Annotated in this window: 29 protein-coding genes; 21 read left to right on the plus strand and 8 right to left on the minus strand. The window is 64.6% G+C overall.

Translation table 11 applies throughout. The annotated features are described in order from the left end of the window. Nucleotides 1–47: 47 nt before the first annotated feature. From ASG32_RS22555 to ASG32_RS22570, 4 genes are all read left to right on the plus strand, one after another. Entirely contained in the window at nucleotides 48–302 is a 255-nt protein-coding gene (locus tag ASG32_RS22555) for a hypothetical protein (protein ID WP_056531058.1), read from the plus strand. A 481-nt stretch (nucleotides 303–783) separates the two neighbouring features. Beyond that, nucleotides 784–981: a hypothetical protein gene (locus ASG32_RS22560; RefSeq protein ID WP_056531005.1), complete on the plus strand. Its 198-nt coding sequence runs from the start codon at nucleotides 784–786 to the stop codon at nucleotides 979–981. Between the two features lie 351 nt (nucleotides 982–1,332). Beyond that, complete coding sequence (locus ASG32_RS22565) at nucleotides 1,333–1,695, plus strand: hypothetical protein (protein WP_056531008.1); 363 nt, start codon at nucleotides 1,333–1,335, stop codon at nucleotides 1,693–1,695. A gap of 111 nt (nucleotides 1,696–1,806) precedes the next feature. Continuing rightward, nucleotides 1,807–2,778 carry an alpha/beta hydrolase gene (locus ASG32_RS22570; RefSeq protein WP_056531011.1) on the plus strand — a complete coding sequence of 324 codons (972 nt, stop codon included), beginning with the start codon at nucleotides 1,807–1,809 and terminating at the stop codon, nucleotides 2,776–2,778. A 51-nt stretch (nucleotides 2,779–2,829) separates the two neighbouring features. On the opposite strand, the gene ASG32_RS22575 is transcribed toward ASG32_RS22570, so the two are convergent. Further along, nucleotides 2,830–3,084, minus strand: coding sequence for a hypothetical protein (locus ASG32_RS22575; protein ID WP_244492135.1), 255 nt, complete (start codon nucleotides 3,082–3,084; stop codon nucleotides 2,830–2,832). On the opposite strand from ASG32_RS22575, the gene ASG32_RS34070 reads away from it, so the two are divergent. The 6 genes from ASG32_RS34070 (at nucleotide 3,083) to ASG32_RS34080 (ending at nucleotide 4,456) form a co-directional block, all read left to right on the plus strand. After that, a complete protein-coding gene (locus ASG32_RS34070; RefSeq protein ID WP_139257154.1) occupies nucleotides 3,083–3,310 on the plus strand; it encodes a hypothetical protein in 228 nt (75 codons plus the stop codon). The two genes, ASG32_RS22575 and ASG32_RS34070, sit on opposite strands and share 2 nt — an antisense overlap. Further along, nucleotides 3,307–3,558: a hypothetical protein gene (locus ASG32_RS22580; protein WP_056531014.1), complete on the plus strand. Its 252-nt coding sequence runs from the start codon at nucleotides 3,307–3,309 to the stop codon at nucleotides 3,556–3,558. Before ASG32_RS34070 ends, ASG32_RS22580 begins: the two co-directional genes overlap by 4 nt. Continuing rightward, complete coding sequence (locus ASG32_RS34075; RefSeq protein WP_157862041.1) at nucleotides 3,555–3,719, plus strand: hypothetical protein; 165 nt, start codon at nucleotides 3,555–3,557, stop codon at nucleotides 3,717–3,719. The genes ASG32_RS22580 and ASG32_RS34075 overlap by 4 nt, the downstream gene beginning before the upstream one ends. Nucleotides 3,720–3,792: 73 nt before the next feature. Then, nucleotides 3,793–4,047 (plus strand): hypothetical protein, encoded by a 255-nt coding sequence (locus tag ASG32_RS22585; RefSeq protein ID WP_056531017.1) that lies wholly within the window; start codon nucleotides 3,793–3,795, stop codon nucleotides 4,045–4,047. Continuing rightward, nucleotides 4,044–4,301 carry a hypothetical protein gene (locus ASG32_RS22590; RefSeq protein WP_056531020.1) on the plus strand — a complete coding sequence of 86 codons (258 nt, stop codon included), beginning with the start codon at nucleotides 4,044–4,046 and terminating at the stop codon, nucleotides 4,299–4,301. The genes ASG32_RS22585 and ASG32_RS22590 overlap by 4 nt, the downstream gene beginning before the upstream one ends. After that, nucleotides 4,298–4,456, plus strand: coding sequence for a hypothetical protein (locus ASG32_RS34080; protein ID WP_157862042.1), 159 nt, complete (start codon nucleotides 4,298–4,300; stop codon nucleotides 4,454–4,456). The genes ASG32_RS22590 and ASG32_RS34080 overlap by 4 nt, the downstream gene beginning before the upstream one ends. 1,076 nt (nucleotides 4,457–5,532) lie before the next feature. Here ASG32_RS34080 and ASG32_RS34085 read toward each other — a convergent pair. Beyond that, nucleotides 5,533–5,733 (minus strand): hypothetical protein, encoded by a 201-nt coding sequence (locus ASG32_RS34085; protein WP_157862043.1) that lies wholly within the window; start codon nucleotides 5,731–5,733, stop codon nucleotides 5,533–5,535. A 1,175-nt stretch (nucleotides 5,734–6,908) separates the two neighbouring features. Here ASG32_RS34085 and ASG32_RS32830 point away from each other — a divergent pair. The 3 genes from ASG32_RS32830 (at nucleotide 6,909) to ASG32_RS22615 (ending at nucleotide 8,414) form a co-directional block, all read left to right on the plus strand. Further along, the gene (locus ASG32_RS32830; protein WP_082558007.1) at nucleotides 6,909–7,205 is read left to right on the plus strand and encodes a hypothetical protein; all 297 of its coding nucleotides are present in this window, start codon (nucleotides 6,909–6,911) and stop codon (nucleotides 7,203–7,205) included. Nucleotides 7,206–7,708: 503 nt separating this feature from the next. After that, a complete protein-coding gene (locus tag ASG32_RS22610; RefSeq protein WP_056531030.1) occupies nucleotides 7,709–7,957 on the plus strand; it encodes a hypothetical protein in 249 nt (82 codons plus the stop codon). A gap of 226 nt (nucleotides 7,958–8,183) precedes the next feature. Next, complete coding sequence (locus ASG32_RS22615) at nucleotides 8,184–8,414, plus strand: hypothetical protein (RefSeq protein ID WP_056531060.1); 231 nt, start codon at nucleotides 8,184–8,186, stop codon at nucleotides 8,412–8,414. Nucleotides 8,415–8,501: 87 nt separating this feature from the next. Here the strand turns inward: ASG32_RS22615 and ASG32_RS22620 are convergent, their stop codons facing one another. Continuing rightward, the gene (locus ASG32_RS22620) at nucleotides 8,502–8,768 is read right to left on the minus strand and encodes a hypothetical protein (RefSeq protein WP_056531032.1); all 267 of its coding nucleotides are present in this window, start codon (nucleotides 8,766–8,768) and stop codon (nucleotides 8,502–8,504) included. Nucleotides 8,769–8,920: 152 nt separating this feature from the next. Between ASG32_RS22620 and ASG32_RS34585 the strand changes: the two genes are divergently transcribed. The 6 genes from ASG32_RS34585 to ASG32_RS34095 all read left to right on the plus strand — a co-directional run bounded on the left by ASG32_RS34585 (nucleotide 8,921) and on the right by ASG32_RS34095 (nucleotide 12,744). Further along, nucleotides 8,921–9,076 (plus strand): hypothetical protein, encoded by a 156-nt coding sequence (locus tag ASG32_RS34585; protein WP_165923235.1) that lies wholly within the window; start codon nucleotides 8,921–8,923, stop codon nucleotides 9,074–9,076. A gap of 233 nt (nucleotides 9,077–9,309) precedes the next feature. Beyond that, nucleotides 9,310–9,588, plus strand: a complete 279-nt coding sequence (locus tag ASG32_RS22625) for a hypothetical protein (RefSeq protein ID WP_056531035.1) — start codon at nucleotides 9,310–9,312, stop codon at nucleotides 9,586–9,588. Further along, the gene (locus ASG32_RS22630) at nucleotides 9,585–10,592 is read left to right on the plus strand and encodes a tyrosine-type recombinase/integrase (RefSeq protein ID WP_056531038.1); all 1,008 of its coding nucleotides are present in this window, start codon (nucleotides 9,585–9,587) and stop codon (nucleotides 10,590–10,592) included. The genes ASG32_RS22625 and ASG32_RS22630 overlap by 4 nt, the downstream gene beginning before the upstream one ends. Beyond that, the gene (locus ASG32_RS22635) at nucleotides 10,592–11,224 is read left to right on the plus strand and encodes a ParA family protein (protein ID WP_056531042.1); all 633 of its coding nucleotides are present in this window, start codon (nucleotides 10,592–10,594) and stop codon (nucleotides 11,222–11,224) included. The genes ASG32_RS22630 and ASG32_RS22635 overlap by 1 nt, the downstream gene beginning before the upstream one ends. After that, the gene (locus ASG32_RS34090; RefSeq protein WP_157862045.1) at nucleotides 11,221–11,616 is read left to right on the plus strand and encodes a hypothetical protein; all 396 of its coding nucleotides are present in this window, start codon (nucleotides 11,221–11,223) and stop codon (nucleotides 11,614–11,616) included. Before ASG32_RS22635 ends, ASG32_RS34090 begins: the two co-directional genes overlap by 4 nt. A gap of 918 nt (nucleotides 11,617–12,534) precedes the next feature. Then, complete coding sequence (locus ASG32_RS34095) at nucleotides 12,535–12,744, plus strand: hypothetical protein (protein ID WP_157862046.1); 210 nt, start codon at nucleotides 12,535–12,537, stop codon at nucleotides 12,742–12,744. Between the two features lie 332 nt (nucleotides 12,745–13,076). Here the strand turns inward: ASG32_RS34095 and ASG32_RS34100 are convergent, their stop codons facing one another. From ASG32_RS34100 to ASG32_RS22660, 4 genes are all read right to left on the minus strand, one after another. Further along, the gene (locus ASG32_RS34100) at nucleotides 13,077–13,343 is read right to left on the minus strand and encodes a hypothetical protein (RefSeq protein ID WP_157862047.1); all 267 of its coding nucleotides are present in this window, start codon (nucleotides 13,341–13,343) and stop codon (nucleotides 13,077–13,079) included. Nucleotides 13,344–13,530: 187 nt separating this feature from the next. Next, a complete protein-coding gene (locus ASG32_RS22645) occupies nucleotides 13,531–13,827 on the minus strand; it encodes a hypothetical protein (RefSeq protein ID WP_056531048.1) in 297 nt (98 codons plus the stop codon). 468 nt (nucleotides 13,828–14,295) lie between these two features. Beyond that, a protein-coding gene (locus ASG32_RS33495; RefSeq protein WP_107351991.1) for an IS3-like element ISMra1 family transposase occupies nucleotides 14,296–15,398 on the minus strand; the annotation gives its coding sequence in 2 pieces (ribosomal slippage) (nucleotides 14,296–15,137 and nucleotides 15,137–15,398; 1,104 coding nt in all). A 230-nt stretch (nucleotides 15,399–15,628) separates the two neighbouring features. Beyond that, complete coding sequence (locus ASG32_RS22660; RefSeq protein WP_244492137.1) at nucleotides 15,629–15,901, minus strand: hypothetical protein; 273 nt, start codon at nucleotides 15,899–15,901, stop codon at nucleotides 15,629–15,631. 128 nt (nucleotides 15,902–16,029) lie between these two features. Between ASG32_RS22660 and ASG32_RS34105 the strand changes: the two genes are divergently transcribed. After that, nucleotides 16,030–16,248, plus strand: a complete 219-nt coding sequence (locus ASG32_RS34105; protein WP_139257184.1) for a hypothetical protein — start codon at nucleotides 16,030–16,032, stop codon at nucleotides 16,246–16,248. A gap of 155 nt (nucleotides 16,249–16,403) precedes the next feature. Next, complete coding sequence (locus ASG32_RS22665) at nucleotides 16,404–16,820, plus strand: heme-binding protein (protein ID WP_082558008.1); 417 nt, start codon at nucleotides 16,404–16,406, stop codon at nucleotides 16,818–16,820. A gap of 659 nt (nucleotides 16,821–17,479) precedes the next feature. Here the strand turns inward: ASG32_RS22665 and ASG32_RS32835 are convergent. Then, complete coding sequence (locus ASG32_RS32835; RefSeq protein ID WP_082558009.1) at nucleotides 17,480–17,809, minus strand: DUF3761 domain-containing protein; 330 nt, start codon at nucleotides 17,807–17,809, stop codon at nucleotides 17,480–17,482. Nucleotides 17,810–18,224: the final 415 nt, after the last annotated feature.

The raw sequence follows: 18,224 nt of genomic DNA on the forward strand, positions 1-18,224 counted from the left end.
TCTTCGTCAGTCTGGCGCTGTTCAGCTTGCTGGGGTATCAGCTCCCCATGGCCAAGCGCGCGAAGCGACTGCCTCAGGATCGAGGTTTCGTCTTGTTCGACGTCGTCTTCGAAGACGGCAGCCGCGCCTCTAACCGGCGCGTGCCGATGGAGATCCTAGGCGGCCTCGACGGCGACCAGCCTGCCCGCGAACTCATTGAGCAGCAGGAGTCCGAGATCGCCGAGAAGGCGGGTCGACCGCTGCGGGCGATCCGGAGCCTGACTCGGGCCGCTAAACCGGAGCCCAAGCCAATCCGGGACTAGGGACTTTTTATTCGATGCCTTTTACAGCGTCGCCCTCACCTGCTCGACGTGCAGTGGCTCTGGCGGGTCCCGCCATCTCTGTCTGATCCCAGCGAAAAGAGCAGGGCCGCCGACCCTTATGGTCGATCTCCATACGGTGGGATGTCCACGAGTGTCCCGATCAGACGCAGCAGAGCCTGATGCTCCGGTCCCCCGGCACTTCCTCGCAGGAAGGCGCCCAGCTCAATGTGAGATAGCCGGCCTCCCGAGGGGGCATTCGGCTGGTGGATGACAAAAGCTCGACCGCTCTCGGGCTCTCGTCCGAGATACCACGTATCCCCATTTGGGCTTCGGTACAGTTCTCGCCGCTCGGTCATGAACGTGCACCTGCTTATGATCGACATAGGGTACGCGAACGAGGAGCATTGTGGGAGAGCCCTGGGCCTAAATAGCTGCTATCAGGCGGCCTACTCGGACACGGCAACAATTTTTGGAGGCGACGATGACCGAGCTTGAGCGGGTCGAGCGCGAGATCGCTATTCTGCAAGAGAACGTCCGGTCTTCGACGCGCGCGCTCAGCGACACGAACCTGTCCCAGGACGCTGCCCACCGAGAACGAGCGAGCATCGAGCTTTATCGGCACCACCTCGACGAATTGCTCATGAAGCGTGACGGTCTGCAGTTCCTGGCAGACGAGTAGGGACCGCTCGCACTTAGACAACGGCCTCCGGCTCCTCGGCCACCAGCAGGTTGCCGGCTGCCTCGTGGATGGCAAACCAGTAGCGAGCAAGACGCAGCAGCGTGCGTTCGGCTCGTTCCAGCCCAGGACGGACCCTTGGAAGATCCGCTTCCATGCCGCTTGAGAGCCAGGCTCCGGATGTTTCCGCAACCGCCAGGGATCATTCGCGAGATCCGTGGGTTGGTATGTTGCACCGCAACAATCTCAGTGATCATCCGTCGGCCGCGCGTGTTCCCCGCTGCCGCTCGGATTGCACGACCCGCCCATCTGGCTGAGTGCGGATCAACCGCTTGCGGTACAAAGGATCCCTTCATGCGCCTCGAACTCTCTCTGGCGGCTTCAGCCCTTCTGCTCGGCCTCACGCAGCTCCCGGCTCGGGCTAGCTCTTGCGCCGAGCAAATCGGGACAATCGAACGCCGGCTCGATAGCGCCGGCGCTGTTCACGTGGCCGGTCTCCGCGACGGGCATACGATCCGCAGCAGCCATTCGCCGAAGGCTCTCGCAGCAGCTCCAACTGGCGAGCCCAGTGATGCCGCGATGATCCCCACCTCAGCGCATGTCGCTGACGCACTTCGGCTTCTCAGCCGAGCGGTTGAAGAGGATCGCCTGGGCCATCAGCGGGCGTGCGAGGACACGATGACCCAAGCCAAGGGCATGATCGGCGCGCTGCCGTAGGATGGCGCAGGAAGTCCCGGCGCGGCTTCGACCCGCGCCGGCTCCACTGCATGGCTTCAGAGCGATCCGATTGATCGTGGAGCATGTCCCACAATCCAACAGGATCATCGCATGACACGCCATTCGTCCACCGGCCATTGGCTCGTACCGACGCTACTCGGATCCGTTGCGGCGCTCGCTACGTCGGCGCTCTACACTGCCTCAAAGACGCGAGCGGCCGAGCGCCAGACCCCGCCGATCGGCCAGTTCCTGACCGTCGACGGAGTGCGACTGCACTACGTCGAGCGGGGCCGCGGTGATCCGCTGGTGTTGATCCACGGCAACGGCATGATGATCCAGGATTTTCTGGTCAGCGGCATCGTCGACGATCTCGCCAAGCGCTACCGGGTCATCATCATCGATCGGCCCGGCTACGGCTACAGTGATCGCCCGCGCGGTCTCTGGACGCCGCGCGCCCACGCTACGCTGTTCCAGAAGGCACTTCAGCAGCTCGGCGTCACGCAGGCCGTCGTGCTTGGACACTCCTGGGGTGCGCTGGTCGCGGTCGCTCTCGCGCTTCAGGCCCCGCAGCTCGTCCGCAGCCTCGTTCTGGCCTCCGGGTACTACTACCCAACGCTGCGCGCCGACGTGATGCTTTCGTCCCCGGTGGCTATCCCCGGGATCGGTGACCTGATGCGCCACACCGTGTCGCCCGTGGTCGGTCGGATCCTGCAGCCTGCTCTGATCAAAGCCATGTTCGCACCGGCCGCCATCACAGAGCGCTTCGACCGCGAATTTCCGAAAGCCATGATGCTGCGGCCGGTACAGCTGCGGGCCTCAGCGGAGGACGCCGCGCTCATGACACCGGTGACTGTCGAGCTTCAAAAGCACTACCGTGACCTGAAGCTCCCGGTGGTCATCGTCGTAGGCGGGGACGATCAGATCGCCGACGTCGACCGCCAGTCGAAGCGGCTGCACAGCGAGCTACCCCACAGTGACCTCCTCGTCGTGCCCGGCATGGGCCACATGATCCAGCATCTGGCACCGACAGAGGTCATCGTAGCGATCGACCGCGCCTCAGAGCTGGTTCGCGAAGCTGCCTAATGAACCGGCTCTCCTGCGAGCTTCCGTTTCCCATCTACAGCGGGCCCCGCATTATGCCCGTTCCAGCAGGTCGATGAGCAGCGAGCCGGCCGCCGCGATGACATTCCCACGTCCGCGCCACGGCAGGATCTCGGCCTCGGCCATCGGCTCGGCCGCCACCGCTGGCAGCACGGTCTCGGGCTCCTCCTGCTCCCGATCCTGATCACCGCCGCGCATGCAGACGACCTGGCTACCATCGTGGTTCTCGGGAGCCGCCAGGGAAGGCTCAGCATCCCCGTCGTCCTCGTGATCTGCATCGCCGTCCATGGGCTTCCCCGTACCGACGGATCAGGCTGCCGCCTTAGCGAAGGCCGCTCGCCTTCTGCAGGATCATGGCGTGGATTGGCCGCCTCTGCTGACGCAGGTGCTGCACGAGCTGGCGGGCAAGACCGGCAGACCGAACCCCTCGCCGGTCGTCGAGGTTTCAGCAGACGGTGATCTGCAGGGCCTCACGCGCTTCTTCGCGGGTTTCCGCACGAAGGATCAACAGTGACCTACACCGTCGAGGAACTGGCTCCCGGCAGCTACGATGTGCTGCTCGATGGCATCGTGATTGCGGCTCTGGTTCGGGGCATCTCCCGCAGTGGGCCGAGCGACATGTGGCAAATCGAGCTGCTCGACGAAATGCCGGCAGCCCAGAGACCCGCGCCGTTCACATCCCAATGGCGCACCTTCGAGTCGCGTCCAGCGGCGCTGGCATGGCTTCGGATCAAGGAGACCGACCCTGAGAAGGCTGGATGAACCCGATCTGGAGCCGTCTCACGGCGATCGGTGTAGCGGTCGTGCTCGTCACGGCGGAGCGCCTGCTTGAAGCGGTCGGCCTGGAGTACGCGTTCGAGGATTGCGCCTTTGCAGCCTTCGCGGCTGGCATCGTCGTAGCAGCAGCGGACCTTCGAACATGACCGCCGGCCTGGAGTTCATCCCCGAGAACGGCGGCGGGGCCGGGATCCGGTTCCGGGAGCGGAAGGGCTAGCGATGGCGACGCAGGCCTACCGCCTGACCTTCACCCTCCGCTTAGCTGGCTCGGATGCCGACACCACCCGTCAGACGGTGACCATTACCTCGCGAACGGCGGAAGAAGCCGTAGAACTCGCAAAGCTCTATCGGTCCGGCCTGCCGAGCGAGTCCGTGGTCTCTGCGACGCTCGCCGCTGTGGATGGGGCGGTACTCTGGTCCGAGCAGGCTGCCGGCACGCCTGATGCGACGCTCCCGCAGGAGGATGAGTCGTGACCTATACCGTCCGACAGCTCGCCGCCGGCAGCTATGACGTCCTGCTCGACGGCGCCGTCGTCGCGTCCCTCGTGCGTGAGGTCGGCCGGAGCGACGCGGTGTGGGGATGGCTCGTCGAGCTCCTCGATGAGACATCACCAGCCGAGCGACCGGCGCCCTTCACGGCGCAGCAGCACGCCTTCAGAATACGTGCAGAGGCGCTGAAATGGCTCGGCATCCCCGAGGATGGCATCTCCGATTTGCCGCCTGGATGAAGGTCACGCACGGCCGGCTCATGACCCTCGGCGTCATGCTCGTCTTCCTCGGATCCATCCGGGCGCTGGAGACTATCGGTGTGGAGGATGCGGTCAGCGCCGGCTTCCTAGCCGCGATAATCGCGACCCTCGTCACATGGGCAATTTCATCATGACCGCGCCGGCGGCAGCGCCGGACGGGGCGTGGGAGCGTCCCGCTGGTAGCGACATCATCGATCGCCTCGATCACCTTCGAGGTTGCGTTGTAGAGCGGCTCCTACGGCTTAGCCCTCGTGAGGACCAGCACGCACTGCTGCCACCAGCGCCGAACCTCCTTCAGGAAGGCGACCTCCTCGGCCCGCAAGAAGACCCCTCGCCTCGCCATTCTGCCGCTCCGCATCGCCCTCTGGAGATATGGAACGGGTGTAGAACATAGCGAGGTGGGTAGCCGAGAACGCGAGCATCACCCGGCAATGTGTCACGGGCAGACGCGAACAAAGCTACACCTGTTGACGGGCCGTTAACCATGCGGGGTCATGCTGCCGACAGCGATCGGTCGGGGGGCCGAGCGACGGCAGAGCAGCTCTATGGCCTACCCCCCTGGCCTCGGTGCGGCCTCGCCGTCGCAGTCGCGCTCTCCTAGCGCGGGCCGCTACCCTCGGACCTGACGCCGTGCACGAGGGTCGCCAGATAGATGGCGGATGCGATCACGGCGCAGGCCATGACGCCGAGGGCTTGAGCTGCTGGCAAAGTCATACTGCGGACCATGCCGTCCGGTTGTGGCGGGCGTGTTGCCGGATATGGGCAGGGCAATCACGAGCTAGCGATAGGGTATGCTGGGCTCCACGACGGGCGTTTAGGTCACTGTCATGCATTGGTCCTGCCTGATCCTCATCGCCGAACAGGCGTTCGTGCCCGCGCAGTGGGAGCGCGCCTCCGCGCGAAGGGAGGCGGTTCTCGAAGGGCTCGTGCTCGGTGTTGTGGGCGCCGTCGTTGGCACTGGCGCTCTCGCGTTCTCGATGGGCGCGATCGAGATCAGCGGCATAACCCACTGCGTGGACTGGCAGCGGAGGCACGACCAAGTGCGGCTGGACGAGGGACCGCTACCGCCGCTTGCCCCTGAGTGCCCCAGCCCTCAGCTGCCCAAGCACCATGCTGCCGCTCCTGGTCGAACCGACAGGATGTAGAACGATGGAGAAGGCCAGTCCGTCCGAAGGAGTGCCCGATCGGCACGTGCGCTCGGCGGCTGAGTTCAGCGAGCGCTCTGCCACCGAGCAGTGACCTCCCGGAAGGCCGCATCGCCGTCTGCCTCTGACGCGCCTTCCGAGCCGAAGGATCGAACCGACTGGCGCACGAGAACACCGTCGCGCGTGATCGACCAGTCGAACCGGCCGGGCTCCTTCGCGGAGGGCGTCACGCGCAGCTTGTGGGGGTTCGGTGTGAAGGTGATCATCTACGGCATGTGGGGGCAGACAGGGTCACCCGTCAGGGGATGAGACACGATAAGTGCGCGCCGGACTTTGCCCGAAGCCCCGTCAGCCCGTGATGGGATCGGGCGACGGGTCTCTCCATCCCAGCAATGCCGAACCCCCAGCCGTTGACATCAACCTGCGGTAGTACGCAGAAGCACGGATGTCGAATGACCTTCCCCAAGGCCAAGCCACCTTCCGTGGTCGCGGACTCGCGTTCGTCCACGGCTCCCGCATCGTGGTGGAGATCTGCCCGACCTGTTCACAGTGGAATGCCCCAAAGGCTGCCGAGAAAGGCGTGTGCGGCTGGTGTGCCTACGTCCCATCGTGTGAGGATTTGGAGCCTACTGCGCATGGCGCGCGGCACGAAGCTGCGGTCTGTTAGCTGTCGTTGCAGGCGTCAACCCGGCCACCGAAAGCATCGTGAACCTGCACAAGCGACCTGATCGCCCCGGCCCGATGCGCGGCGATCACCTCGTTGCAGACCATGCGAGCCTCAGAGGACGTTGCGTAGGTCTCTGCCGGGCGCTCGAGCCGCATCTCACCGTCAGGCGAGAAAACGAGCGTGCGGACGGTGTAGGATGGGACGCGCATCACATGACCTCACCTGCCGGCCACGACCATAACGCGATCTGATCGGTTGGGTGGCCGCGAATTGGCGGGCTCCTTGATAGCATCTGCTACCTCCGGTGGCGTTTGGAGGAGGTCGGCAGTCACCGCGTGCCTTGGAAGCCCTCGGCCATAGACCTTCGCGACGATGGACCAAAATTCCGGTCTAGAGCTTTCAGGAATTTGAGCGAGCCTCCTGTCAATTATAGCCCGGGCAAGCGCAGAAAATTTCTGAACGTCTACAAGTGAAATCTCAAGCTGAGTTGGCATTGCAGGGTCCTCGCGGACCAAGAATTGCCGGGTCCTCCAGATTAACTTCCGCGACGCACGATTGGATGCACGATCTCGTCGAGCGGCAAGAAATCTCCCACAACGTCGAGGCCAATCGGTGCTGCGACAGCCAAACCCTGCCAGCCCGTGATCGGATCGAGTGGCGAGGCCGAGCCGGTGAAGCGTTGGGCTCACCCGCTGCCCTCCCGTGCGACACTGGTCTCGGGAGACATCGTGCAGGATTGGTGGTTCCCCCTTTCCTACACAAATGAAAGTTCCCATGACCTCGCTCACCCTCGTCGTGGCCATAGCCGCGATGATCGTCACCCCTGCCGTCGCGCAGGTAATCGAAACGCCCACCAGCACAACCGTCGTTGTCCCGCCCAGCGCACCCGGCGTCATCACGCGACAGCCGGGCTCAACCGGTGAAGAAGGCGCGGCTAGCTACTCGCCGACTGGGCGGGCTGCCGATGGTATCGCAGTGGACTCGGCCGCGGCGGGCAATGCAGAACAGCCCTCGCGCGTTGGCACGACGGGCAGCGGTGGCGGTGGCGCCGGGAACGGTGGCGGGGGCTAAACAGCTCGAGCGGGCACGCATACGGTCACGCGTCCTCTCAAGGATCTACCTTCAGCCCGCCCGGTCCGCCGGTGCGGGCTTTTCGTCTCGGCCTACCAGAACCAGACGATGCGGCCGGACACCGCGTGAATGACGAACCAAAGCCCGACGGCCAGGACGAGCCAAGCCACCACGAGGGCCGGATGGGGCTTCCTGCGGGTGCGGCTGGGGCGAACGGGAGCGATCCGATCTATGATTGTGGCGGTCAAGAACATCGTCGGCTTACGATCAATATCCGCCCTGATTGTCTCCATCAAATGATGCGTTCGCCCTGCTCGCCATCGAATGTATGTAGCGCTTGTCAGGCTAGAGTGAGTCATCAGGTCATTCGATATTATGCCCTGAGGTTGATATAGATGAATGCAAGCTCAGGATTGCTGTGCGAGGTTAGAATACCGCTGGCAGGATGATCTGGGCGCTATCGGCCGAGAGACAAGCGCTCCCGCCCGACAGCGGAGACAGGCATGCCGCGCTACTTCTTTGACATCCATGATGGCCATTTCCAGCGCGATGAGGACGGGACTAAGTGCGCTGATTTCGAAGCCGCGCGCCGGGAGGCGATGATCGCGCTCCCCGACATAGCGCGGTGGGCGATCCCAACCGACGGCGACAGACAAACCTACACCGTGATCATCCGCGATGAGGCGGGCGTCCCGGTCTATACGGCGACACTGACGTTCACCGGCCTGAGATTGAACGATACGGAAGGGTAACTCAGCCAGCTTCGCCTTTTGCCACTTAATCTTCGAGGGCCGCCCTATCCGTCTGAACGGATTTTTGGCCATCAAATGATCTGCATCCCCGTCGCTAGCGAGAGCAGATCTCAGGACGGGTGCAATCGGCAATCGGACATGCCACTGTTACCCGTCGTCGACGGAGTAATCCAGCCGGAAGCGAGTGATGGTGGGCACGCTCCCGCCGTGGCCGGCGGAGCATCATATGCCTCGGTACTTCATCGTGACGTCCGATCACGTCACGGTTCGCGACGATGAAGGCGTGCAACTTTCCGGTCGCGATGCCTTGCGCGACACGCTCCGCCGGCTCCTAACCGAGATCTTGCGCGATGAGGGCTACCGCACCGAGGTCAACGAGTTCACAGCCCAAGCCTATGATGAGGCGGGCAAGCTCGTGATGAGCGCAAGGGCCAGCTTCTCAGCTACGGATCAGTAGCGCCAACACGACCCCTGAGAGGCGGAAGCCCGAGATCCTAGTTCGAACCTTCGCGGGCCGCCCTGGCGGCGGGTGCCGAAGTGACCTCTACCCCTGAACGGGGAAACCCATGATGACGGCGGTCGTCACCATCGTGCGACGCCGGTCGGGTGTGGCCGCCTCATCGGCCAGCAGCTTCTTGGCCTGTGGGTGCATCTCGATCGCCTTGGCCACGTCGATGGTGTGACCGGACTTGAAGGCGAACGGCTTGGCGTTCTCGTTCTTCAGGTAGGCGGCGGTCGCCGCTTCGATCTCGTCGTCCGTCACCTCGGACTTCCGGCGCAGGTCGCCGACGCTGGGGATCTCTTTGGCCATGCCGGAGGCCTACCGCGGAGCCCCTGCCCCGTCCACCGACGGCTTAGCCTGGCTGCAACGTCCGATCGAATTGGCGCCCTGACCGGCAAAGGTGCATAGACGCCTCATCCCTCCGCGCAATCCCGTGCATGGGCCACCTAGCGGAGGCCGATATGGCTCGCGAACTCAAGACCGGCAAAGCGCAGCACGTCACGTCCGAGGACTTCAACGAGCGGATGAAGCGCGTGTTTGCCGACAAGCCAGATCCGCGCAAGGCCGAGCCGAGGACGAAGGGCTTCAAGAACAGCAAGCCGCCCACGAACGATTGAGCCCCTGCGCCAGAGGCTACGGCCCTAGCCGGGCGGCAATATCATCTCGGCTCGCCCGGCTCTCGCACATCCCGACCGCGTCCGCATGTCATTGGCCGGCGATAGCCCGATCCAAAAGCAGCGCCACGCTTCCACATGACCACGTTACAACGTGTTAGCGCGATCCCGTTGCCAGTTCCTGCGTTACGAGCTAAGGTCCGATAAGAAGAGATTATCGGACACCAGACGCACGCATGCCATCGACGCCGCCTCGCCTCGCCTTCTCGCACGCCGGGCAGGATTTCATCGTCAAGGCGCGGCCTGTGTCGGATGGCATCGAGGTGCGCGGCTTCTGGCATGCTCGCTCTAGGGGCCGGACCCGGTTCTTTGTCGTCGTGCCAGCCGACGCCCTCGAGAAGGCCAAGCGCCCCGATTGGGCCGACCCGGTGCAAGCTGCGCTGAAGCTCGTTCGGAAGCAGATCGTCTCGGCGATCGACGAGGGCGAGCCGCTAGCTGAGGATCCTCAGCCTTGAGCACAGAAGTCAGCCTCCCAGCACCGACCGGACTGCAGGCGTTCGCCGATCAGGCGCGCCAGTACGCGGATCAATCGCGGGCGGCGAACACGCGCCGGGCCTATGCCTCGGACGTGCGAGCCTTCGCAAACTGGTGCGCTGCACGGGGCGAGCCGTCCCTACCGGCGAGCCCTGCTGCAGTGCTAGCGTACCTGATCGACCACGCGACCACGTTGAAAGTTGTCACGTTACAACGTCGTCTTGCCGCGATCCGCGAGCAGCACGCCGCTGCGGGGTTCGATCTGGAAACCTCCTCCTCGGCGTTCCGGGACACATGGCGAGGCATCAAGCGGGCACACGGCCAGCCGGCGGTGAAGAAGCGCCCTCTGATGACGGTGGATCTCCGGCGCGCCGTGGCGACCCTGCCGGACACCCTACCCGGCCGACGGGATCGAGCGCTGATCCTCGTCGGCTTCGCGGCCGCGCTGCGCCGATCCGAGTTAGCCGGCCTGGAGGTCACTCGCAGAGATGGTGCGGCTTGGGTTGAGGAGCGGCCCGACGGTCTGGTTGTCCATCTCGCTCGTAGCAAGACCGATCAATCGGGGGAGGGCGCCGAGATAGGCGTGCCCTATGGCTCGAACATGGAGACGTGCCCGGTGCGCAGCTATCGCGCGTGGCTTAATGCAGCCCACCTGACCGAGGGGCCGGCCTTTCGACCGATCGACAGGCATGGGCATATCGGCACTGAGGCGGTGACCGATCGCGCTGTCGCGCGGATCGTACAGCGCACCGTCGAGGCCGCGGCACTCGCGGACGGGTACTCGCCGGAGGAGGCGCGGCAGCTCGCGGCAGCCTATGCCGGGCACTCGTTGCGCTCGGGGCTCGCCACCTCAGCCGCGGCGAACGACGCGCCCGGTCACGCGATCCAGCGACAGCTCCGGCACAAGCGCTTCGACACGACGAGCGGCTACATCCGGTCCGGGCAGCTGTTCAAGCAGAACCCGGCCGGGATGGCAGGCCTGTGATGCGCGTCCTGGCTCTGACCACACAGAAGGGCGGCTCCGGAAAAAGCACCCTCGCCGCCTCACTCGCAGTCGCGGCTATGCAGGATGGTGAGACCGTCGCAGCCCTCGACACGGATCAGCAGGCGTCGCTCGCAGGATGGGGGCAGCGGCGCGAGGCCAACGGCCTGGACATACAGCGGGTCGAGCCTTCGGCCTTCGCCGGCACGCTCGGCAAGATCCGGGAGGCCGGCGCGGTCTCCCTCGTGATCGTCGACACGCCTGGCCGGTTCGGACCTGACGTCGCCCTGGTTCTACGGGAGGCCAGCCTATGCCTCCTGCCGGTGAAGCCATCGATCCTGGACGTCGAAGCGGCGCGGCCGACGGTCGAGCAACTGCGGCTCCTGGGACGACCGTTCGCCTTCGTGCTCAATCAGTGCAATCCGACGACCCAGGCCCGAACGCTCGATGCGGCGACAGCTCTCGTGAGCACCGGGGCGCTAGCACCCTCAATGGTGGCGACGCGCTCGGACTTCCTCGACTCCATGACGACAGGGCAGGGCGTCACGGAACTGGCTCCCAAGGGTAAGGCCGCCGTCGAGGTTCGCCTGCTCTGGCAATGGATTAAGGCGCAGCTCGGAGGCGCGAAGGCATGAGCAAGAAACCCCGCCCTTCGATTAACGACCAGCTCGCCCGGCTCGCTGCGCAGGCGCCCGCACCCGCCACCGACACACCACGCGACCCCGCTACCACGGGGCAACGTGAAAGCGTGACCACGTCACAACGTGACAGCGTGGAAACGTTGCAGCGTGGAAACGTCCTTGATGGGGCGAACGTCAGCGAGCTTGCCGGTCCGGAAGGGTACAAGCGCCGTGTTCGGTACGAGAAGCCCCACGCCTCGATCTATGCGCACCCGAAGGTGTTCAAGGCGCTTCGAGAGATCGCGGCGGCCACCGACTGCAAGCCACACGACCTCTACATCGAGGGGCTCCGGATGGTGCTGCGCCAGCACGGGCGGGACTTCGACGCTCTGAACCGAGGCGAGTAGCCACGTGATCACGTGATCACGTGGTGAAGTGCACGGGCGACTACCGTTAGCGATAGGGTCCCGCGCGATGACTTCGCCGAGGGGTTTAAGGTCGGCTTTCAGGCCGTCCAGGGCACCGTAGAAACGATCCTTGGTATGCTCCCGGACCAGATACGCCGGGCAATCTGAAGCCGTTCCTTATGGGCGTCCGGCGCGGGATCCGGGCTGCGATGGGAACCCCAACAAGGCAGCCGAACGCCAATCCGTGTGTAACGCGACCACGCTGTCACGTGACAACGTGGCGGTCCGCTGGAACGCCGATAGCGCCTGCATCATGGATCAGTCCGAGCGCGGCAAGCCCTGCCGCTTTGCGTGGGCGGCCACCCAGCTCATGGCAGTACCGTCGCGATGAGGGAGCACACTGCCCGGCCGAGTTGGGGCTGGCCGGGCTGACCACGGCGACCTTGGCAGCGATCTCGCGGGGGATCATTGCTGCACTTGCTCAGTTAATAGGTGCAGCGCACAATGAGCGCTCGACCGGCGGGCTACCGTTCGGCTTCCGCTCTTAATCGGACGGATCTCGACGGCCTCGCCACCAAACCCTGCCACCGATCGGAAGGACTGCCCACCATGATCCTGAAGGGCTTCTCTTACGCGATGATAGGGGTGTTCGCCTGTGGCCTTGCGTTGACGGTTGTCGGCTCGGCCAGCCAGTTCCTGAGACTTTAGACCCGCCACTCGGGGGCTGCCTGAGCCGCCGTTGATGATGATCTAATCGGCTAACGGCGGGGTGCGAGCTCCGCCGTTTTCGTGTGCAAGGTTGGGGTAGCTCAATGCGCAGCGTCCCTCTCGCCTCGAACGCCGTCGTCTCGTCGTCGGTGCGGCCCCCGGACCTGCTCTATGACCTCTCGCGTTGCCTCCAAACACGGAGAGCGTCCGATGCCCGACAAGCCACTGACCTCGAACACGCAGGATCTCACCGAGACCGAGTACGACGCTGCGCGCTGGGCTCGAGCGGGTACCGAGCTACGGTCCACTCCTCCGATCAGTCCCAAAGCACCATCGGACCCAGCAGAGGGCCCGGATGTCGGCTTGGCGCAGAAGGGCACCGACGAGGATGCTGTCGTGAAGCGCGAGACCGAGGTTTGAGCGCTCGGAAGACGCACGTCCAGCCTCTCAGCCTCACGCATAAATCGGAGCAATCCTCGAGACATCCAGCTTGGCCATAAGGCGCCTCAGAACAGCCGAGCTGACGAGGCCATGATGACCAAGCCGATCATCCTGACGAACCGCCTCGTCGACGCTGTCGTGACGGCTGCCATGGCGTTCAGCCTGGTCGTGCACGCGCAGTTCATGATCCTGCCGCTGCACTTCGTGTGAGTAACTGCCAGCCGGCACAGCTCCAAGCATTCCCTATCGCGAATACGCATGAGGCAATCATACCCACGCACCCGCCTCGCTCGCGAACTCCGCCATATCGATTATTGACCGTCGGTCTGTCGTCCTTGAACTACATCTGGAGGCAATAACGCGAGATCAATCAGATCCTTCACGGTCGCCCCGGCCACACCGCGAGGATCTTCGCTACCTACTAACTTGAGGTTTTCAGCCAACATTTTGATGATTGCCACTCGCTGTTCGTCGGCCATCAACGATATAGTCATACCGAGAGCCGACTGCAGAACTTCGAAACGCACCGTCAGGTCGCGGAGCTCTTCGAGCAAAATATTTTCGAGTGGCGAGGACACGGGCAGCTCCACCGGTACCAATGATCCCAAAGTAGCGCGCTTGTTGAGGTTCGCCTGCGTGAGGGCCTACTCACTTCGGAGGTATGAGGTCGGCAAGCCGTGTGCTGTCCGCCGCAGCCGATGTGATCGAGGGCGCGGCGGTCGGCCGACGTGGGGCCAGGGTGCGGGCGACGGGCGGTCTCAGACATCAGCAAGCCTCCGGCTGAGCAGCGATCTCGGTCTCGGTCAGCTCCGCAGTGCGCAGGCCGGCTGGCCCCACGAAGTCGGCGACAGCGCGGCCCTTCTCGTCGTCCGGCAGGCTGGCGACGATCTCCAGGCCGACAGCGGATCCGAGCAGCAGGACATGCAGCCAGCCGGCGGCATCCTCACGGCGGGCCAAGGTGACGGTGAGCGGGCCGGCGTGCCCATACACGGCAACCTCCTGATAGTGGGCCGTCGAGGCGTCGGCCTTCGTGCGTGTCGTCAGGGTGATGACGTTCGACATGGTGGCTCCTCTCAGGCTGCGGGACGGGTCAGGGCGGCGTAGCTCGCCAGGACTTGGCGCCGACCGTTAGCGGCCCGCGCGTTGAGTGCGCGGCATGAGGGCTCAAGCCCGGCCGGGTCCGTCTCGACCTTGGCGAGCCAGTGACAAAACTCAGCGCCGCTCGTCCCGATGAGAAGCCAAGCTGTCTAGCGCAGAGAACGGAGGCGGGCGCGCATCTCGACAGGGAATGACAGCACCTCGGGGTTCGAAGCCCATCGGGATGCGTTGTCTTCTACGACAGGGCGCGTCCAGCGCTGCCCCCTCAGGATACCCCAATGAACATTATCACCCAGCTGATCTCTGGAGTTGACCCGGTTTGTGGTCCACGACCTATGCAATTTCTCGGGCTGTGACAGCTTGGTTGGCGAAGGCTCGGGGCGTCAAGCCGCCCAGGGCCGTNTGGAGTTGACCCGGTTTGTGGTCCACGACCTATGCAATTTCTCGGGCTGTGACAGCTTGGTTGGCGAAGGCTCGGGGCGTCAAGCCGCCCAGGGCCGTATGGGGTCGATCTTCGTTGTAGTGGCACCTCCAGTCCTCGATGCGTTCACGGGCATCGGCTAGCGATAGGAACCACGAAGCGTTCAAGCACTCTGCCCGTAGGCGGCCGTTGAACGACTCGATGTAGGCGTTGTCGGTCGGCTTACCCGGTCGGGAGAAGTCGATCTCAACTCCGTTCAGATAAGCCCATTGGTCGAGCATGCGCCCGGCGAATTCCGGCCCATTGTCAACCCGTAGGCTCTTTGGACGACCGCGGAGCTTCACCAGTGCGTCCAGGGCCTCGCTCACCTGGAAGGCGCGGAACTTGGCTCTCGGTGTGAGCGAGAGCGCCTCTCGCGTATGGCAATCGACGACCGTCAGGATCCGGAATGGACGCCCGTCGAACAGGCGATCGGACATGAAGTCCATGGCCCAGACCTCGTTGGGACCGCCGATCGCGGGCCGCCCTTGTCGGTAGCGCCAGGCCCGTTTGCGCTTGGGCAGCTTGGGCCGGATCGACAGCCCTTCGTCCCGGTAGATCCGGTAGGTGCGCTTGTGGTTCACCTCCCAGCCCTCCCGTCGCAACAGGATGTGCAGCCGCCGGTAGCCGTAGCGCACCCGTGCGGCAGCGAGTTCCTTCAGCCGCATGCGCAGTGCCACCTGAGGGTCGGCGCGCTTGCGGTAACGCTGAGACGAGCGGCCGAAACCGGTGGCCTGACAGGCCCGACGCTCGCTGATACCGTAGGTCACCTGCAGGTGACCGGCGACCTCGCGGCGTGCGGCGGGCCTCACCACTTTCGCTTGAGCACATCCTGCAGCATGGAGCGGTCCAGCGTCAGGTCGGCCACCAGTCGTTTGAGCTTGCTGTTCTCGTCCTCCAGCTGCTTCAGCCGCCGGATCTCCGGCACGCCCATGCCGACAAATTGCTTCTTCCAGCGGTAAAACGTCGGCTCAGACACGCCCATCTTCCGGCAGACCTCATCCACCGAGGCACCGTTCTCCGCCTGCCGCAGGGCAAAGGCGATCTGTTCGTTCGTAAAGCGTTTGCGAGGCATGGCATCCACCCTCCTTCAGGGTTCAGGATGCCCGAAAAACTTGCGCTCGGCGCGGACCAATTTGCTGGGTCAGGGTCATCGTCGGCAAAGAGAACCGTCCACCACGACTGTCGGACTTGGACGCGATCCGTCATCAGGGACGGCGGATGGTGGCGATCACCGGTGCGTTGATCGCAGCCGGTGAGATGCCGTGCCGCAACGTTGATAGCTAGGCACAGCCGATCAACGGATCAGGCCAACCGTGGTGCCCGATGCCGCTCGTGGCGCCAAAGCGCGACCGCGACACGCCGAGCCTCATAGGTCTGCCGAAGGGTCGTTCCGAGGCCGCCCTGGCCTTCCGGGGAAAAGGCGTAAATCAGCACCCCGTCCGGCCCATAGTTCCGTTGCATCTCGGCTCGCCAGAGGCTGTCGGCGGCAGCGAGGGCTGACTCGGTCAAAGCGAGGCGGGCGACGTCCGGCGCAGGTGCTTGATGAGCGTTCATATCAGTCAACGTGCCGATCATGCGGAAGGTCCGTCTCGACACCCGCCCCGCCGCTCGCCAACTTGAGTGTATGTCTACCAGCGTGGCGGGCCCTACGATCAAACGAAAGCCTGCCCCGCGCAGCCGTGTAACCGTGCTAACTCGCAAGGATGAGCGACACCGATACTTTGCGTGAATTGTGGGCCCTGCTGGATGCCGATCCAGCTGTATCCCGGCCGCAGACGCCGGAAGAGTGGAAGGCCGCGGTAAGCGCAGCGATTGATGCGTTGATCGACGAACCGGATGTGATCATCCCCGTGACGGATGACATCGGCGACCTAGGGCAACCGATTTCCAGGCAGATCAAGGTTCCGAAGCTGCCAGGTTAGGTAATGAGATCCGCCTTGCCTGGACACCCGCCCTGCCGCTCGTCATCTTGAGCGCATGACCTGGTAGCACTGCCACACCTACGATCCGTAGGAGGAGCCAGCGTTCCGGGGTGGGTAGTTCAGGGCTTCACACGACCGTAATCCGACGGTGTCCCATGCATCAACGTAACTGCCTCAATGCGTCCGACGTGCGCATCCTCATGGCTGCGGGACGCGCAGAGGCCGAACGGCGCGGCCTTCCGGTGGCGTTCGCGGTGGTCGATGAGGCAGGCGTGCTGCTCGCTCTGGAACGCCTCGACGGCGCGCGTTTCCACACGCCCGAGGCGGCTTGGTTGAAGGCTCGGACGGCCGCGATCACGCGCACGTCGACCCAGGATCTTCAGGGAGCGGTACAGGCGAACGCGGCGCTTCTCGCCTTTCCAGATCGCCTACCTCTGACGGGTGGATTGCCGCTGCTGGCCGGCGAGGACATCGTGGGCGGCGTCGGCTCGTCGGGTGGCGAGCCCGAGGACGATCTAGCCGTGTGTCACGCCGTGTACGAGTCGCTCCGACGGCTGCCCCTCCCTGGCTAAGCGTCTGCGGCCGGGCTGGACACACGCAACGTCGCCCACGGGTAGCTCGCAAAAAGTGACGGCTGCCAAGGTCCCCGCCCCAAGCGGAAGGGTGACCTGAAGGGCAAGGTTCGGTCGCTCCCCCGCCGGTCGGATAGCACGATGCTCTGGACGAACACGACGCCCCGTCCGCCCGGCTCGAAGCGCCGGAAGCCGTCATCGGATGACACTGCCTGAGCGGTCATCGGCTGGCTTCAACTAACGGGGGGGCCCAGGTGAATTCTGGGTGCGCTAGGGTCGTCACCCGACAGCCCAGAAGAGCGGGAGCGCGCCCACCAAGAACAGGGCCGAGGAGAGGAGCACGGCGAGGGGCTCGCGATGGTGCAGGACGAAGGCGTGAGGGCTGGCGAGCATGGCGAGGCCCGATCAGGAGAGAGGTCAGCACGCTCGCTCCTGAACCTTGACGGATCGGGGGCGCTTCGCGCTGTCCACAAGTGATGGCTGATCGCTGTCGCTACCGAGCCACATCCTTTTGGATGTGTTCGGGCGCACCTCGCGGAGGCGGCGTCGAGCGTAGCCCTTCCTCAAGGCCGCATCGCCCCCTCGGCGGCCCGATCCAGCGGCGCAGTGACCTCACAGGTTGCTGCGCCGTTGTCGTTATGGGTCGGTCCTAGCGGGATCTAGCAGCAGTCGCGGCTCGCAGAGACCCAACACGCGACCCCGCGATGGTGCGAGCATGTCCCCTGGCGATGCTGGCTGTAGCTCCAGTCGCCATCGCGACAGCGAGCCGTGGCGTCGACAGGCTTGGCGCAGGTCGAACCCTTGGATTGCTCGGGGCGTGGCACCTCGCAGCCGTCTCGGTTCGTGTAGGTGCCGTGTCGAAGCTCCTCAGGCGCGAACAGCTTGCACGATCCGCGCGCCAGAGCCTCGCTCGATGGCACGAGCAAGGCTGCCAGCAGGGTGATGGCGAGGAGCTTCGTTGGCGCCCCGCGGCGATCGTGCGAAGGCATGAACCGCCTCAGTCGCGGAAGAAGCGGCCGGCGACGTAGTGTCTGCCACGGCGGTTCGTGCGCCACTCCGAACGCGGATGGCAGTGCCGCGGATGCGCACGCCGCCTACAGGCTGCTGCGCTTGCCCTTCCGGCTGCTGCGCGGCCTGTTCCGGCACAACGCCAAGCCGGCCCCACTGACAGCTCGCTAACCCGCCTCCAACATCATGCTGCCGGGCCACGTTGCGTATCGGTCCGCCCGCTGGTGAGATCGGACGCTCCCCCGCCTCGTGATCAGATCGGGGCGGGGCCGAGCGGCCGTCAAGCTAGCGCCTGGGGGTGATCCTCCCTCGGCATCGCGGACACCTCTGATACGCTCATGCTGAGCGGGGAAGGTGTCGGATGGCGAAGACGAGACGAGAGTTCACGCTCGAGTT

Origin of the sequence: Methylobacterium sp. Leaf361, from assembly GCF_001424445.1 — a bacterium.
GTDB lineage: Bacteria > Pseudomonadota > Alphaproteobacteria > Rhizobiales > Beijerinckiaceae > Methylobacterium.